The sequence below is a fragment of the Caldicellulosiruptor acetigenus genome (genome assembly GCF_026914305.1).
Taxonomy (GTDB): domain Bacteria; phylum Bacillota; class Thermoanaerobacteria; order Caldicellulosiruptorales; family Caldicellulosiruptoraceae; genus Caldicellulosiruptor; species Caldicellulosiruptor acetigenus.
The window spans coordinates 494,954-510,725 of record NZ_CP113866.1 but is presented as its reverse complement, the minus strand read 5'-3'; the positions used below and the strand labels follow the sequence as shown (position 1 = coordinate 510,725).

Sequence of the window (15,772 nt, the reverse complement as noted above, 5' to 3'; positions counted from 1 at the left end):
TTCTCAGGTTTTTTCAAAGCTATTTTAAGGTCACAAAGAGGTATTTTCAACCTCAAAAACCTCACCTTCCCAGTTTCTAAAAACCACTTTCCCTTTGCCAAAGTAAAGAAGATAATTTGGCATGATTGGAGTTTTTCCTTTGCCTTTTGGAGCATTTATGATGTATGTGGGAACCGCCATGCCTGAGGTTCTTCCTCGCAAGCTTTCAATTATCTCCATACCCTCTTCAATTGTCACCCAGAAGTGCGATGTTCCTTTTACTCTTTTTGGATGAAAGATATAATATGGCTTTACTCTGATTTTCAAAAGTTCTTGATTGAGCTTTCGAACAACAAACTTGTCGTTGTTGACCCCATTTAACAAAACCATCTGGTTGCCAAGTGGAATGCCACTGTCTGCCAGCATTTCGCAAGCCTTTTTTGATTCTTTCGTTATCTCACGTGGATGGTTAAAGTGGGTGTTTATATAAATAGGATGATATTTCTTTAGCATATCAACAAGCTCTTTTGTAATTCTTTGTGGCAAGGTTACAGGTGCTCGTGTGCCAATTCTGATTATCTCAACATGAGGAATCTGGCGCAAAGACCTCAAAATCCACTCCAAAATCTCATCAGAGAGCATCAGGGCATCGCCACCTGTGATGAGAACATCTCTGATGTTTGGGTTTTGTGCCACATATTCAATTGCATCCGTAATGTCATCCAGCGATGCGTGTGTGTCAGTCTCACCGATAAGTCTTCTCCTCTGGCAAAACCTGCAAAACATCCCACATATATTTGTAACCTTTATAATGAGCCTGTCTGGGTATCGCTGCGTGACTACCTTTGTAGGTGAGGTGTGCTCTTCGTCCATTGGGTCAAGCTCACCTTTTTCTATTAGCTCAAATGAGCTTGGGACCGATTGCTTTTTTATTGGGCAGTTTGGATCATCTGGGTCAATTAGCGATAAATAATAAGGGGAGATTGCAAAGCGGTAAACCTTGGCTACTTCTTCAATTTGTTGGGTTTCTTTCTCGTCAAGGTTCAAAAGTTCTTTTAGCGTCTTGGCAGATAAAACCCTATTTTTTAGCTGCCACTTATAATTTGCCCAGTCTTTTTCGCTTGCACCAAAGTAGGAAAGAATCTTTCTCTTTTGATATTCAATCTTTTCCTCATCCTCTATGCCAGTTTTGATTGTGTCTTTTACTTCTAAGTAGTCTTTAATAGCTTCTTTTAACTTTTCAAACCTTTCATTGTTGTTGATAACATTTAATTTTTCCATATTCTATAAACCTCCTTTCAAAATATTTGCCAAAAATAAAAGCAGCCAAACTCCATAACCTCGGAATTTGGCTGCTTTGAAATCAAAAGGCAAAGGAATGCCTTCCCTTTTAAAAAAGGGCATAAAAAAACCCCTTTTGCCTCCCCTTTCAAAGCTTCCGAGGTTAGCTGACGGGTTCGGGCCGAAAGGGTTAGCCCTACAGAAGCTTTTGCTTCTGATTCACCCCAAAAAGGTTGGGTCCCCCGTATCCCAGGTCTTTACCCTGGGAATTCAGCTTTTTAAAAGGAGTGCTCTAAGCTTTATTTATTTGTATCTATTGCAATGCAATTGCACTCCTTTATTTTCTGTTGTAGTCTTCCCATGAATCTCTCTCCTGACTAATATACGCGTCGGCATCTACATTCTCCCAAATTTTTGAACCGATTTCTATTAATGCTTGAGTGTATGACTCAGGTTTTTTAAAAATAATAATTTCTTTCTTTTCTTCATCGTATGTCCAAAGTACATTGTCTCCTAAAAAATTTTTCACTGTGTCAAATATCTCTTTTTGAACTTTGAGAGTAACATACTGCGTTTCTGGATTCAATCCAATATCCATTTTTTCCATAATATATCCACCTCATGATTAATAACTATACCATTTTTAATATCTTCTTTTTTAATTTTTGTCTGTTTTTATTATACCACATTTGGAACTATGATAACAATAAACAATATTATAACTTTGTAAATATCTTGCAATACACAATTTTTTCATGGTATCATTAAATAAGATTTTCATATGGAGTTGAAAAGACCATGCTAAACGTAGATAATAAACTTCCCGATCTTGTTAGTTTTTTCAAAGCGCGGGACGATATAGTAGCCGTTTGGATAGTGGGTTCATACGGTACAAAATATCAAACAGAAAACAGCGATATCGACCTTGCGATTTTATTTTCTAAAGAAATTAGCTTTTTTGATGAACTCGATTTAGAAGTACAGATATCCGACATTCTTCAAACAGACAAGGTGGACATTATAAATCTCAATAAAGCTCCGTTGACTTTACAGTTTAAAGCCATCAGCGAAGGAAGAGAGGTAATTAAAAAAGACCCTATTAAAGTAGCAGACTTTGAAGAAGTAGTCCTGGATTTGTATCAAGACCATGAGTACTTTTACAGGACATTTTATAAAGAGTTAAGGGAGAGAAATCACCATGACTCTCAATATAGATTATGATAAGGTATTTCAAAAAATAGAATTTATCAAAGGAAATCTTGCAAAGTTAAACCAATTAAAAAAAATTGAATTAGAAGATTTTTTAAATGATTTTAGGAATACTGAAAGTTGCAAATATCTTTTGCAAACCTCAATTGAAGCAATAATTGATATTTGCAATCACATTATTGCTCGAAATAATTTAGGGAAACCCTCAACTCACGCTGATGCTATAAGAATTCTTGTGAAAAATAATATAATTTCTCAAGAGATAGCAGCTCAATTAGTAAAAATGGTTAAATTCAGAAATAGAATTGTTCATTTGTATTTTGAGGTTGATAATTTAACCTTGTATGACATACTTCAAAACAATCTTAGTGACTTTGATAAGTTTATAGATGAAATCACTGGAAAGCTTGCTCAATAAAATGGAGCGATATTAAAAATTGTTTAAAGGAGGATTTTTTGAGGTGGTTGACATATTGCTGATAACAATCCTGCTGCTTGTCTTCATATTACCGTTTGTTTTTCGCAAGATTGAGCACAATTTAGAGTTATTTTTGCTTGTAATGGGTATCTTAGCAATTGTGGTTTCTAAAACTCTATCATTTCATCTTCTGGGACATGTATTTAGCAATTATCTTCTTTATCTTGTTACAGCAGTTGTTCTTGTAATGGGTTTTGTGTTTAACCTCACAGTCAGCAAACTTAAAACTGCAATAAACTCTATTTTGAGCAAGATGAAAATAGAGCTCTTCGTGGCTCTTGTGATTTTACTTCTTGGCTTTGTATCAAGCATCATCACTGCAATTGTTGCGACATTGATACTGGTGGAAATCATTCACTTGCTGCCCCTGAAACACAAAACAAAGGTTAAGGTAGCAATAATAGGCTGCTTTTCCATAGGATTTGGCGCAGCATTAACTCCCGTTGGAGAACCACTTTCAACAATTGTTGTTAGTTCGTTGAACGCTGAATTTTTGTATATACTTAAAAATCTTGGAATGTATATAGTACCCACAATAATCATCTTATCACTTTTAAGCTACTTTATCCTGCTGCATGAAAGAAAAAGAGGGTATATCTTACCTACTTATGAACAACTGCTGACAGAAGAAGAGGCTATTGTGAAAGCTGAAGAAAGAGCTATTTTAGCTGCTGAAGCAAGGAAAGATGTAATACTGCGTGCTGGCAAAATTTTTATGTTCATAGTTGCATTGGAACTGCTGGGCAATGGTTTTAAGCCTTTCATTGATAAATATGTTGTAAAACTGGGAGATAAACTTCTGTTCTGGATAAACGTAATATCAGCAGCCCTCGACAATGCAACCATTGCAGCTGCTGAGATAACACCAAGCCTTTCAACTGGTCAAGTAAAAGCAATACTTTTGAGCCTTCTTGCAAGTGGCGGTATTTTAATTCAAGGCAACATTCCAAACATAATTGCAGCAAATAAATTAGAAATAAAGAGCAAGGAATGGGTACAGCTGGGACTACCACTGGGATTAATATTGCTCCTTGCATTTTACTTGATCCTTTTTGTAGTTTAAATGGTAGAGAATGGTTTAAAAAATATAGAGGCTGGCATTAAGCCAGCCTCTATTCTATCCTCGCAACCTCATACCCTGCATCATCAATTGCTCTTACAAATTCTTCATCTTTTACATCTTTACTTAGCTCAACAGTTGCAACTTTGCCTTGTAGGTCAACCTTAACAGAACTTACACCTTCTATGGCTTTTAGGCTGTTTTCCACTCTTCTTACGCAGTGGTCGCAGGTCATGCCTTTAATATAAATTTTCTTTGTCATTTCAAAACCCATCCTTTCTTTCAAATTTTTTAATTTATATTAATTTTAATTTACAGGCGTGAATCTTTTTAACCTCAGAGCATTTGAAACAACCGAGACGGAAGAAAACGCCATAGCTAAGGCTGCTATTATCGGATTCAAAAGCGGGCCACCAAATATGTGTAAAACTCCTGCTGCAATCGGAATGCCCAATGTGTTGTAGAAAAATGCCCAGAATAGATTCTGTTTGATGTTCTGTATTGTTTTTTTGCTAAGCAGTATTGCATTTACAACGTCCAATACATCATTTTTCATAAGAACTACATCAGCAGACTCTATTGCAACATCTGTTCCAGACCCAATTGCTATACCCACATCAGCTTGAGCCAAAGCTGGTGCGTCGTTGATCCCATCGCCAACCATCGCAACCTTTTTGCCTTCTCTTTGTAGCTTTTTCACTTCATTTGCCTTGTCTTGTGGCAAAACCTCTGCTAAAACCCTATCTATTCCAACCTGTTTTGCAATTGCTTTTGCTGTTTTGCTATTATCCCCTGTAATCATTGCTACCTCAATGCCCATGCTATGCAAAAGTTCAATTGCCCTTCTGCTATTTGGCTTTATCACGTCTGATACTGCTATGATCCCAGCAAACTTTCCATCTATTGCTACAAACATAGGCGTCTTTGCCTCAACTGTTAGTTTTTCTACATCAAGTAGCATTGGTATATCAATGCCTTTATCTTTCATGAGTTTTATGTTCCCAACAAGAACTTTTTGTCCATCTACCACTGCCTCTATTCCATGCCCTGAAATTGCTTCAAACTGACTTGCTTCAAAAAGCTGCAGATTCTTTTCCTTTGCTGCCAAGGCTATTGCTTCACCTAAAGGATGTTCAGAGAGCCTTTCTGCCGAAGCTACTATTTGCAAAAGTCTTTCGCTTTCCCACCCATTTGCCGGAATTATATCAGTTACTTTTGGCTTACCTTCGGTAATTGTTCCCGTTTTGTCGAAAACAACCATTGTGATCTTGTGCAAGGTTTCTAATGCGTCACCGCTTTTTATCAAAATCCCATGTTCTGCGCCTTTTCCTGTTCCAACCATAATAGCAGTGGGTGTTGCAAGACCCAAAGCGCACGGGCATGCGATCACCAAGACGGTAATAAATATTCTCAAAGCGAAAATAAATGAATTGTCAACAAAGTACCATGCAAGGGCTGAGATTACAGCAATGAGAATGACAACTGGCACAAAATACCCTGAGATTACATCTGCCAACCTTGCGATTGGTGCCTTTGAACTTTGAGCATCCTCAACCAGTTTGATAATCTGCGCAATGACTGTATCCTTGCCGACCTTTGTAGCTTTTATCTTTAGCGTGCCATTTTTGTTTATTGTGGCACCAATAACCTTGCTTCCAGGTGTTTTTTCAACAGGGATACTTTCACCTGTCAGCATTGATTCATCCACAAAGCTTCTACCTTCAATTACTTCTCCATCAACGGGAATCTTTTCCCCGGGCTTTACTAAGAGTATATCGCCTACTTCAACTTCTTCTATTGGAATGACTATTTCATTATCACCTTGAACAACCACTGCAGTTTTTGGTGCAAGTCCCATTAATTTTTTTATGGCTTCTGAGGCTTTGCCTTTGGAAACTGCTTCTAAGTATTTGCCCAGTAACACAAGGGCTATAATTACACCTGCAGTCTCAAAATACATTTCTTTTACATACTGGTAGTTACCTATTGCAATTTGGTATATAGCAAAAAGCCCATACAAGATAGCAGCTCCTGTCCCAACTGCAATTAATGAGTCCATGTTGGGGTGAAACTTGAAAAGCCTGCTAAAGCCTACCGTGTAGAACTTATACCCTGCAATGACAATTGGAATTTCCAATATCGCTTGTACAAGCGCAAAATTCAAAGGATGTTTTTCAGGCGAGATTATCTCTGGCAGCGGAACTCCCACCACATGTGCCATAGCAATCAATAAAAGTGGAACTGCGAATATGCTTGCAATGACAAATCTCCTAAAAAGACTATTTATCTCCTTTTGCTTTCGTTCTTGATGCGAATCTTCATAGGATGTCTTTTCAATCTCAAGTGGCGTATATCCTGCTTTTATTATCGCATTTTTTATTTCAGACAGCCTTACCTGAGACGAATCATACACAACTCTTGCTTTTTCACTTGCAAGGTTAACACTTACCTCTTTTATTCCATTAAGCTTTGAAATTGATTTTTCGATCGCTCTTGCACATGAAGCACATGTCATGCCTGAGATGGGAATGCTTACCTCTCTAATAGTTTCTTCTCTATCGTCCAAAACACCATAGCCGGCTCTTTCCACAGCTTCTTTGATCTTATCAATGCTGGCTTTGCTTTCATCAAACTCAACTATGAGCTTCTCAAGCGCAAAGTTAACCGAGACATTACTTACTCCTTCTACTTTGCTAACACTTTTTTCAATTGCCCTTGCACACGAAGCACATGTCATACCTGTTACACTCAAAGTTTTTTTCTCCACATGTAACACCCTCTTTTTTTAGCATTTGCTAATCTAACTTTATTATACTCTACTATTCCTATATGTCAAGTAGGAATTATTTAAAAAATAAATTTTTCTCTCAATTTTATTATACCCACCTACTAAAAAATACTATCAGCTATCTTTACCTCTATCACCACCCCCCGTGGTGCCTAAAGCAGTGTCCTCTTCCTTTTCCTCTGTGACATACAACATGAGAAGAGTGGCATTCTGGGCACTCATCCTTTTCTGATTCAAAAACTTTTCCGCAATTTAAGCAGGTATACTTGCAATTTCCAAAAACGTAGTTCCCACCTTCAATTCTGATAGCTTTGCCGTTAATAAGAGCATCGGCAATTTTTTTTCTCGCCTCTTCTAATATGAGCTGAAATGTCTGGCGGGAAACTTGCATCTTTTGTGCACATTCTTCCTGCATGAGCCCTTCTAAGTCTTTAAGTCTTATTGCCTCAAGCTCTTCAACCTTCAGCAAAACCTCATCATTTGAACCCTCACGTGGTGAAAAATATTTAAACCTTGGCAAAAACTCAACTCTTCTGCATCTTATAGGTCGTGGCAAAGTGAATGCCTCCTTTGTCTGAAATTATTATGAACAAAAAGGCAGGATTTTAACCCTGCCCGTGTTCTTTAACGGTAACCTTTGTTTTAAATATACTTTTAAGAATATTATATCACAAATCTTAGCAACTTGCGCCTCAATAATCTTACCTACTTAGAAGCAATTTATACGGCTTACTTTCCATTATGATGGTGCTGATGAGAATGTCTATGGGTATGATGATTGAGTCCCTCTTCACGCTCATGAATCTCATTTGCAAGGGCTTCGTTTGACTTCAGCTGGCCTTTTAATAGCTTTTCAACTGCTTCGTCTGGATCTCCCAGCACACCAATGAAATATTTTATTCCAAGAGTGTCAAATATATATCTTGCCCGCTCACCTATTGAGCCTGCAATTACAACATCTGCACCTTTTTCTTTTATAAATTTTGCAAAAAGTCCTGCTCTGTGCTCTGGCATGTCAAAATATTCTTTTGCTACAACATTGCCATTTTCAATTGTATAAATACAAACTTTTTCACTTCCCCCAAAGTGGGGACTTATCTGATTGCCTACCATCATTACTGCTATTTTCATAATTTTTCCCTCCAAATTCTTTATTCTTCTTTTTTTATTTTTATGCATACTCTTCATAACAATCCACCAAATTTGAGTAGCAGGCTTGATCTTATTAAAGATAATTTTGGTTTAACAAATTGGGGGCACATAACATGTAAAAATATTCTGCTGTGCCCCCTTCTATGAAGTTTCTTTAAGTTCTTTTACTCTTGCTTTTGTTCATTATCTTTCAGAAGCTTATCAATTAGCTTTAGTCTTTGCTCTAAAACTTGTTTTTCAAACTCCAAAGCATCCTTGACATAAGGTGCGTAAGAAGTGCTACCTAAGAGAGCCCATTTGCAAATTCCTAAACCTCTGCCAAAACCACCACCAAAGCCTCTTGCAAAACCTCTACCAAAACCTCTTCCTGCGCTGCCGCCTGCAAATCCTGGTCCAAAACCCCAAGGCATCATTTTTCACCTCCAAAGCTATTTTTGTTTTTTGTTTCTGGCATATGCTAATTATAATTATACTCTATTTTTGGCATATGTCAATAACTTTTTGAAAAACTTTTACCCTTGCTTTTCACAAGGGTAATCACCTACCAAAAAAGAAATTATTGTTCTGTCACAGAAATGTTGCAGTTCTATAATATAAAAGTGTCAAAAATTTTCTTCCCCTTCTACAACGTCCCTTTTTAAAACCTCTATACAGGAATCCAAGTACAAATTCCTCGCCTTTTCAATTTCGCCCTCATCGCAAAGTTTAGTCAGTTCTGGATCTATTGGAATCCGTCCTAAAATCCTCAAATCTAACTGCTCAGCTACGCTTTCCAGCTTGCTTTTACCAAAAATATCGAATTCTTTTCCACAATGAGGACATATCGCATAACTCATATTCTCAACAATACCTACAATTGGTATATCCATTTGTTTTGCCATGTTATAAGCTTTTTTGACTATCAAAGAAACAAGGTCTTGAGGCGATGTTACAATAATGATTCCGTCAATTGGCAAAGATTGAAAAACTGTAAGTGCAACATCACCTGTTCCGGGGGGCATGTCTATAAAAAGATAATCTAAAACACCCCAGCCAACCTCTGTCCAAAACTGCTCTATTGTCTTTGCAATGAGCGGTCCTCTCCAAATCACTGGAGCATCTTCTTTATTCAAAAGTAGATTCATTGACATAATTCTTATATCATTGTGAGTTCTCACAGGATATAGTGCCTTTGAGTCTGACTCAATCTTAGCACCACTTACACCAAACATCTTTGGGATAGATGGTCCGGTAATGTCCGCATCAAGGATTCCAACTTCAAATCCTTCTCTTCTCAAACCCACGGCAAGCAAAGATGTAACCAAGCTTTTTCCTACTCCGCCCTTGCCGCTGACAATGGCATATATCTTTTTTACATCTGTAAATTCATTTTTTGGAATTGGGTGCATTGTATTTTGTCGCAATTTTTCTCTCTCCCTTATTCGTTTTTCTCTTTATTTTACTCTCGTTTTTGGCATATGTCAATAATAATTGTTGTCTCTTTTTATAATGGGTAAATTTTTTGTGTTTCGAAATTAATTTGGGTATATAATTAATAGCAGGATAAAAATTTTCAGTAAAGGAAATATCAATTTTGGAGGAGAAAAAGATGCTTTCAAACATCATTAACCATGATTTTATAAAGCTTTTGCCGACTGACACAGTCAAATTTGCACTTGAGCAGATGCAAAAAAGAAAAAAGAGCGTGGCAGTTGTTGTGGACGAGAATGACTTTCTCAAAGGAATCATTGTAAAAGTAGATATTTACAGGTTTTTGAGCCAGCCAGGACATTATGAAACATACCCTGTTGAGCTTGCCATGACAAAAGCTGTTATTACAGCTGACAAAAATGATGATATTAAAGATGTTGCAAAACTCTTGCGTGAACATGATATCTCTGCTGTTCCTGTTCTTGACAATGGTAAGGTAGTTGGCCTTGTTGGACTTGAGGATATTGTTGATTATTTTATAAAGATGTAGTATTAAATATTCATAGAAGCCATTGCAAATTCAAGAGTAATATGTTGGCAAATTGCAATAAAGGAGGAAAGGGATGGAGCAGTCGTTTGATACAAAGAGAGTAATCATAGGTCCAGAAGGGTTCAAAAAGGTTGTTGACATATCAGTGCCAAAAAGAGTTAATCTTCCAACAGGATATATTGAAACAGACAAACTTGCAAAAATTTCTCCTGGCGGAAGCTTTTTTGCAAATGATGTTGAGTATTATGTCTTTCCTTGTGACACGTTTGACTATGTTATGCACTTTTTGAAAAGACATACACAGATAGTCTATCCAAAAGACGGAGCATATATTCTGATGAGACTTGACATACACCCCGGAAAAAGAGTTGGTGAGGCCGGAACAGGCTCTGGTGCGTTTACGCTTTACCTTTCGATGGCTGTTGGTCCGGAAGGGAAAGTGTATACATATGAGCAAAGAGAAGAGTTTTACAAAATGGCTGAGAAGAATATAAAAAATTTTTCAAAGTTTGACAATGTGGTTATGCACAACAAATCAATCGTAGAAGGAATTGAAGAGAAGGATTTGGATGCATTCTTTTTAGATATCAGAGAACCTGAAGAAGCAATTAGCGCTGTAAGAGAGGCTCTAAAGCCTGCAGGGCACTTGGGAATACTTGTTCCAACAACAAATCAAGTGTCAGAGACCCTCACAGCCTTGCAAGCACACAGATTTTATGTCTCCGAAGTTGTTGAAATAATGATGCGCCAGTACAAGCCTGTGCCAGAGCGTCTGCGACCTGATGATAGAATGATAGGGCACACCGCTTATATGATTTTTGCAAGGAAGATTTTGTGATACGGTCAAAAATAAAAGCCACAGATAGTTTTGCCTGTGCAGCCTATCTGTGGCTAATTTTTTGTCAGAATTGTTCAAATTCTTTATCTGTCATGTTTTGCCTCAATTCTTTTATTTTCTCAATGTCAAGTCCTGTGACCTTTGAAATAAAGCTGTCTTCTGCTCCTGCCAATATCATGTTTCTTGCTATTCTGATTGTAGCTTCAAGTTTTCCTTCAAACTTTCCTTCCTCATACCCTTTTTCTTTTCCTTTTTCCTCTGCTTCTTTGTAATATTCCTGCATCAGCCGCTGAACATTAAATACAAAATCACCCACATCAGCCACCCCCTCTTGTTCTATTCTTCCAAGAAGCTCATCTATTTCCCCTTGTATCTCTTCCATCATCTGCGGTCTTATCACCCTCAAAAGCCACATCGCAAATACCTTCACCTGTTCTGTCGGCAAACAACTAATGTACTCTGTCACCTCTTTTAATTTCTCTATAAACTCCTTTGCTGTTTTCCTTGACCTATCCAAATACAATATTACACTCAAAAGGTCAAGCCTATTTTTAAGTGTTTCATCATCAAGATTGTTCACATCAACAAGAAAATAGTTGAACATGTCATCTTTGAAAATATCCCAGCCTTTGAATATAAGCGTCGGTACGTTCCAATTGCTTCTGCCGTTGTATAAAACTATTGGTACAACTGGTGGCAGAAGTTCATCTTTTGTTTCTTCGATATGCCTTTGCCATATCAGGTTCATATACTCAAAAAGTCTTCTTGGCATAGTTTTGTCTGCTGTTGACTGGGCTTCTAAAAGAACATAAAAGTATATGTCAGTATCCTCAATCTTTGCCCTATAGATGACATCTGCCTCTTTTTCAACAAACTCATCTTTAACAAAGCTTCTATCTACAAACTCAAGGCTCTGCAGGTCTATTTTATCAACCCATGGTCTTTTGATGGTTGATTTTAGAAAGTTCAAGAATACTTCTTTGAAACTAAATATCCTTTTAAAAGTCAAATCGTATTGGTTGTGAGGAGGTTTTTGTTCCACTTTCATTTACTCCCATCTGCAAGTAATAAATTGATAAATTGAAATTAAACGCTGGATAATAGTCTTAAGCTGCGTTGGAAAGTTTGTTTGTGCTTTTAATTTTATTATACCACACTTTCCTGCTTTTTGACATAGCAACTTAACAATTAACAGCAGTGAAAGTTTACGTAATATCATTTAGCAAATCAAAACATTACCAGCAAAAAGTGACAACATAATTAAAATTTTGAAAAGACCATATTGAGAAGTTGTTATATTTAAAAATTTTGACATACATGGTCTTTTTGAGAATCTGACAAATTGCCTATTTTCTAATGTGGTAAAGAACGAAAAGTTTGTGGTATAATTATTAAAGAGAAAAGTCTTGTGTTTTAAGCAAAGGTGAGTATAAGGTGGAAGTAAGCTTTTCCAATAAATATGAGTATTACACATACGAAGAATTTTTGAAACTTCAAAAAGAGGAAACCCAATTTAAAATTGAATATGACAAGGGCTTTATCTTTTCTATGGCTCCTGCTCACCCAAACCATGATAGGGTAAAGAACAAAATCGCAACAGCGTTTATTAATCATCTTGGGTTTGATGGCATGTGTGAAGTTTTCACAAGTGATATTGCTGTTGTCTTTGAAAGTCAAAATGAAATTTACGAATTTCAGCCAGATATAATGGCATGCTGCAATCCTAAACTTTTTCACGGACCTAAATACAAGGGAATTCCCCGCTTGATTGTTGAAATACTATCATATTCGACAGAACACCGCGACAGAACAATCAAACTGTCTGTGTATGAGAAATTTCAAGTACCTGAGTACTGGATAGTGGATATTTCGAATGAGTGCATTGAAGTTTACAGCAACAATATCAATGGAAAGTATTGCTCAATAAATAAATACAAAAAAGGTATGACAATAAAAGTATTCGATAACCTTGTTTTAGATGTTGATGAAATATTTAGCGTGGTAAAATAAATGTAAAAAAAATAGAAGGGGACTTTCCTAAGCTCAACTGCTGCTTAAAACGGAGAGTCCCTTTTTTTGAATTAATCTACCTGCTCTCTTAAAATCTCAACTGGCATAAGTTTTGACATCTTTCTTTTTACTAAAAGTCGTGAAATAACATATACAACCCCCAAGATTACAAACGTACTTGTAATACTTTGCAGGCTCAAATCAAGAGACATTGCAAAATCTATGTCCTTTGTTGCTTGTGCTATGAGACCATCCATTGTAAGTTTGGATAGTGGAATACCTAAGATAAATCCTATAATAAATGAGATATTGTTAAATCCAAGCATCATTTTGAATATGTCATTTTCTTTGAATCCAAGCATCTTGAGTATCCCAATATTTTTCTTATTCTCATTCAAAGTGAGGTTTGAAAGAACATAGACAATCAATAGTGCTATGATTGCGGAAAACAATGCTATGACTCCTATGCTTTTAGATAAGTCTTGAGCCGATTTTTTGAAGCTATCCACAAGTTCTGACTTTGAAAAGCTTTCAAATACCATGTTTTTGTCAAGATTTAAGCTTTCTTTTGAAAAAATCCCAATATAATCATCCTTGCCAAACCCAAACATGCTGTTAAAGCTCTCTATCTCCAAATATCCATTGTTTCCTGTAGAAAGGGCTGCTATCTTTTGAATTTTTAATGTGTATCTTTTATCATTGAATTTGTTCTTTATAGCAATACTGTCCCCCTCTTTTAAGCCAAGCTTGTTTGCAAGCGGTCTTGTGATAATAAGGTTATTTGAGACATCGAGTTTCCTACCCCTTTCATCAAATAGGTTTATAAGTCTTGAGTCTTTTTTGATGCCATATATTATAATGCTAATCTTTTCCCCTTCTACATCAAAAGACATCATGTTAAACTTCTCTGCATCGGCTGGGAGATTTATTTCAGGGTGATTTGAGGTAGAGTTTAAAATATAAAGATATTCATACTTGAAATTCTTCTGGTATGTCTTTTCTATTGCAGACACAATCGAATCCTTTGCAACAAGTCCATACATCATCAGTATGGTTGAAAAAATTATACCAATTAATAATATTAATTCCCTTGCAAAATGTCTTGTTCCGTATTTGAGCATTATTCTTGTCTTGAAATCAAATTTATCAAATAACTTTATATTTGGAAGCTTGCCAAACTTTATCTCGTCTGTGCCATGCAGCATCTGAACAATTGTGAGTTTTAAAAAGCTTCTCAATGCAAGATAACAAGACAAAAATATGAATACTGCAGGCAAAAACAGTGCCACAAAAATATGCTTTAGAGGAAAGATTGCTTTTAACTTTGGCAGTGTAAAATATGACCTGTAAAACTCTGCAAAAGGTGATGCTTCTAGAAGGCCAAAACAAATACCTAAAATTGAGCCAAGGATCCAGATGTAAAGTGCAAATCTCATAAAAACACCAAAGACATCTTTTTGTGTATAACCCATGGAATATAGCGTACCAATCTCTGCATGCATTGAGTTTATAACTCTTCTCATGACTATGAAGAGGATAAACGATGACACTAATACTATAAATAAGCTCAGCGGCATTGTCATTCTCTTTGCATTTTCAAGCTTCATCTCAGTATAAATTATCCTCGGATTTTCATTTTTGGTCATAAATTTTAGCAAAAACCAGTGAGAGTTTACATAGCTTTTAAAATTTTCAAGTTTTTTAACGTTTCCTTTGTAGCTATAATAGTGTACTGGCAAAGAGGGAAAAGTATTTTTCATATCCTCTTTTGTCATAATCACAACTGCAAACCTTTGTGGGTCTGGCAAAAAATCTTGGTCGTTTTTAATAAGGTAGATATAGTCAGGGAGGTATGCCTTGCCAGCAATTTTGAAGTTTTTACCTGCAATTTTTATGTTTTCTCCAATTTTTAAATTGTGTGCCTTTAAAAAGCTTGGATCTATAAAAATTTCGCCATTTTTTAAATCTTTTTGAGGCTGAGTATAAGGCAGATTGATTTTCTCTGGCAATGAAAACACTCGAAAAGTAATCTCATCTTCTTGGCTGTCATAAAAAAGCCTCTCTTCCAATTCAATTCCAAACTCTTTTTCAACCAGCTTAGTATCTACAGGCTGTGAGGTTATAAAATATCCATCTTCTTGAACATAGTCTTTTATAAACTGTTTGTAATTGCTATCAACATCTTCCATTGAGACAGAAAATAATGTGTATATCATGCTTGCCATTGCAGTCAAAAGGATAATAGAAATAAACTGAAGAAGTTCTCTTTTGATTACTCTCAGTGGAATTTTTTTAATTACCATTACCACGTTACCTCCTCAGCAGAGATTTTCTGAGGATTGGGCAAAAATTCAATAAGCTTTCCTGATCTTAGTTTTAATGTTGCATCTGCCATTTTAGAGATGGCAAGGTTGTGTGTTATTATCAAGATGGTTGTACCAAACCTTTTGTTTATATCTTCTAAAAGCTTCAAAACAAGCTTGCTACTTTCATAATCTAGAGCTCCAGTTGGTTCATCGCATAAAATCATCGCAGGGTTTTTGACAACCGCTCTTGCAATTGCAACCCTCTGTTGCTGACCGCCGGACAGTTCAAACGGGAATTTATCTTTTTCTGAATATACATCCATCATTTTGAGCACCATGTCAACATCCAAAGGATTTTTGCTTAGAATCGCACTGGACAGAACATTTTCATACACGGTAAGACCGTTTATGAGGTTGAAAAACTGAAAGACAAATCCAACATAGTCTTTCCTGTACTCAGATAACTTTTTCATGTCCATTGCAGTAATTTCTTTCCCATCAACAAAGACTCTTCCTTCATCTGCCCTGTCAAGCCCGCCAAGGATGTTAAAAAGGGTTGTTTTGCCAGAGCCAGACGGTCCAATCACTGTGTAGATTTTTCCTCTTTCAAGCTCAAAGCTCACATCATTTAGGGCTCTTATCTCGTTTTTCCCAATCCTGTAGATTTTAGAGAGATTTTCAACCTTGACAAACACAGAATACCATCTCCTT

At 36.4% G+C, this 15,772-nt stretch carries 17 protein-coding genes and 1 riboswitch; of the genes, 6 read left to right on the top strand and 11 right to left on the bottom strand.

What is annotated here, in order from left to right; all coding sequences use genetic code 11:
* Positions 1–30: 30 nt before the first annotated feature.
* Together eam and OTK01_RS02350 are read right to left on the bottom strand one after the other, a co-directional pair.
* Positions 31–1,260 carry a glutamate 2,3-aminomutase gene (gene eam, locus OTK01_RS02355; RefSeq protein WP_029228317.1) on the bottom strand — a complete coding sequence of 410 codons (1,230 nt, stop codon included), beginning with the start codon at positions 1,258–1,260 and terminating at the stop codon, positions 31–33.
* Positions 1,261–1,397: 137 nt separating this feature from the next.
* Positions 1,398–1,546, bottom strand: a riboswitch (cyclic di-AMP (ydaO/yuaA leader).
* A 51-nt stretch (positions 1,547–1,597) separates the two neighbouring features.
* Positions 1,598–1,867, bottom strand: a complete 270-nt coding sequence (locus tag OTK01_RS02350; protein WP_029228316.1) for a hypothetical protein — start codon at positions 1,865–1,867, stop codon at positions 1,598–1,600.
* Between the two features lie 191 nt (positions 1,868–2,058).
* Here OTK01_RS02350 and mntA point away from each other — a divergent pair, with 191 nt between their 5' ends.
* The 3 genes from mntA to OTK01_RS02335 are packed head-to-tail and all read left to right on the top strand — an operon-like array spanning position 2,059 to position 4,010.
* Positions 2,059–2,481, top strand: a complete 423-nt coding sequence (gene mntA, locus OTK01_RS02345; protein WP_013433466.1) for a type VII toxin-antitoxin system MntA family adenylyltransferase antitoxin — start codon at positions 2,059–2,061, stop codon at positions 2,479–2,481.
* Positions 2,459–2,887, top strand: a complete 429-nt coding sequence (gene hepT / locus OTK01_RS02340; RefSeq protein ID WP_013433467.1) for a type VII toxin-antitoxin system HepT family RNase toxin — start codon at positions 2,459–2,461, stop codon at positions 2,885–2,887. The genes mntA and hepT overlap by 23 nt, the downstream gene beginning before the upstream one ends.
* Positions 2,888–2,930: 43 nt before the next feature.
* Positions 2,931–4,010: a DUF1646 family protein gene (locus tag OTK01_RS02335; protein WP_029228315.1), complete on the top strand. Its 1,080-nt coding sequence runs from the start codon at positions 2,931–2,933 to the stop codon at positions 4,008–4,010.
* Positions 4,011–4,059: 49 nt separating this feature from the next.
* Here the strand turns inward: OTK01_RS02335 and OTK01_RS02330 are convergent, their stop codons facing one another.
* The 6 genes from OTK01_RS02330 to OTK01_RS02305 form a co-directional block, all read right to left on the bottom strand.
* Positions 4,060–4,269: a heavy-metal-associated domain-containing protein gene (locus OTK01_RS02330; protein ID WP_013402430.1), complete on the bottom strand. Its 210-nt coding sequence runs from the start codon at positions 4,267–4,269 to the stop codon at positions 4,060–4,062.
* A gap of 45 nt (positions 4,270–4,314) precedes the next feature.
* The gene (locus tag OTK01_RS02325) at positions 4,315–6,774 is read right to left on the bottom strand and encodes a heavy metal translocating P-type ATPase (protein WP_029228314.1); all 2,460 of its coding nucleotides are present in this window, start codon (positions 6,772–6,774) and stop codon (positions 4,315–4,317) included.
* Between the two features lie 154 nt (positions 6,775–6,928).
* Positions 6,929–7,351: a DUF134 domain-containing protein gene (locus tag OTK01_RS02320; protein WP_029228313.1), complete on the bottom strand. Its 423-nt coding sequence runs from the start codon at positions 7,349–7,351 to the stop codon at positions 6,929–6,931.
* Between the two features lie 173 nt (positions 7,352–7,524).
* Positions 7,525–7,926 (bottom strand): NifB/NifX family molybdenum-iron cluster-binding protein, encoded by a 402-nt coding sequence (locus OTK01_RS02315; RefSeq protein WP_029228312.1) that lies wholly within the window; start codon positions 7,924–7,926, stop codon positions 7,525–7,527.
* Between the two features lie 185 nt (positions 7,927–8,111).
* Positions 8,112–8,357, bottom strand: coding sequence for a hypothetical protein (locus OTK01_RS02310; RefSeq protein WP_029228311.1), 246 nt, complete (start codon positions 8,355–8,357; stop codon positions 8,112–8,114).
* 192 nt (positions 8,358–8,549) lie between these two features.
* Positions 8,550–9,350, bottom strand: coding sequence for an Mrp/NBP35 family ATP-binding protein (locus OTK01_RS02305; protein WP_029228310.1), 801 nt, complete (start codon positions 9,348–9,350; stop codon positions 8,550–8,552).
* A gap of 185 nt (positions 9,351–9,535) precedes the next feature.
* Between OTK01_RS02305 and OTK01_RS02300 the strand changes: the two genes are divergently transcribed.
* Together OTK01_RS02300 and OTK01_RS02295 are read left to right on the top strand one after the other, a co-directional pair.
* On the top strand, positions 9,536–9,907 hold the full coding sequence (locus tag OTK01_RS02300) for a CBS domain-containing protein (RefSeq protein ID WP_014041827.1): 372 nt from the start codon (positions 9,536–9,538) through the stop codon (positions 9,905–9,907).
* Positions 9,908–9,980: 73 nt separating this feature from the next.
* Positions 9,981–10,745, top strand: coding sequence for a tRNA (adenine-N1)-methyltransferase (locus OTK01_RS02295; RefSeq protein ID WP_029228309.1), 765 nt, complete (start codon positions 9,981–9,983; stop codon positions 10,743–10,745).
* 64 nt (positions 10,746–10,809) lie between these two features.
* On the opposite strand, the gene OTK01_RS02290 is transcribed toward OTK01_RS02295, so the two are convergent.
* Positions 10,810–11,787 (bottom strand): Rpn family recombination-promoting nuclease/putative transposase, encoded by a 978-nt coding sequence (locus OTK01_RS02290; protein ID WP_029228308.1) that lies wholly within the window; start codon positions 11,785–11,787, stop codon positions 10,810–10,812.
* Between the two features lie 392 nt (positions 11,788–12,179).
* Here OTK01_RS02290 and OTK01_RS02285 point away from each other — a divergent pair, with 392 nt between their 5' ends.
* A complete protein-coding gene (locus OTK01_RS02285; RefSeq protein WP_029228307.1) occupies positions 12,180–12,755 on the top strand; it encodes a Uma2 family endonuclease in 576 nt (191 codons plus the stop codon).
* 71 nt (positions 12,756–12,826) lie between these two features.
* Here the strand turns inward: OTK01_RS02285 and OTK01_RS02280 are convergent, their stop codons facing one another.
* Together OTK01_RS02280 and OTK01_RS02275 are read right to left on the bottom strand one after the other, a co-directional pair.
* On the bottom strand, positions 12,827–15,058 hold the full coding sequence (locus tag OTK01_RS02280; RefSeq protein WP_029228306.1) for an ABC transporter permease: 2,232 nt from the start codon (positions 15,056–15,058) through the stop codon (positions 12,827–12,829).
* Positions 15,058–15,756 (bottom strand): ABC transporter ATP-binding protein, encoded by a 699-nt coding sequence (locus OTK01_RS02275; RefSeq protein WP_029228305.1) that lies wholly within the window; start codon positions 15,754–15,756, stop codon positions 15,058–15,060. Before OTK01_RS02275 ends, OTK01_RS02280 begins: the two co-directional genes overlap by 1 nt.
* Positions 15,757–15,772: the final 16 nt, after the last annotated feature.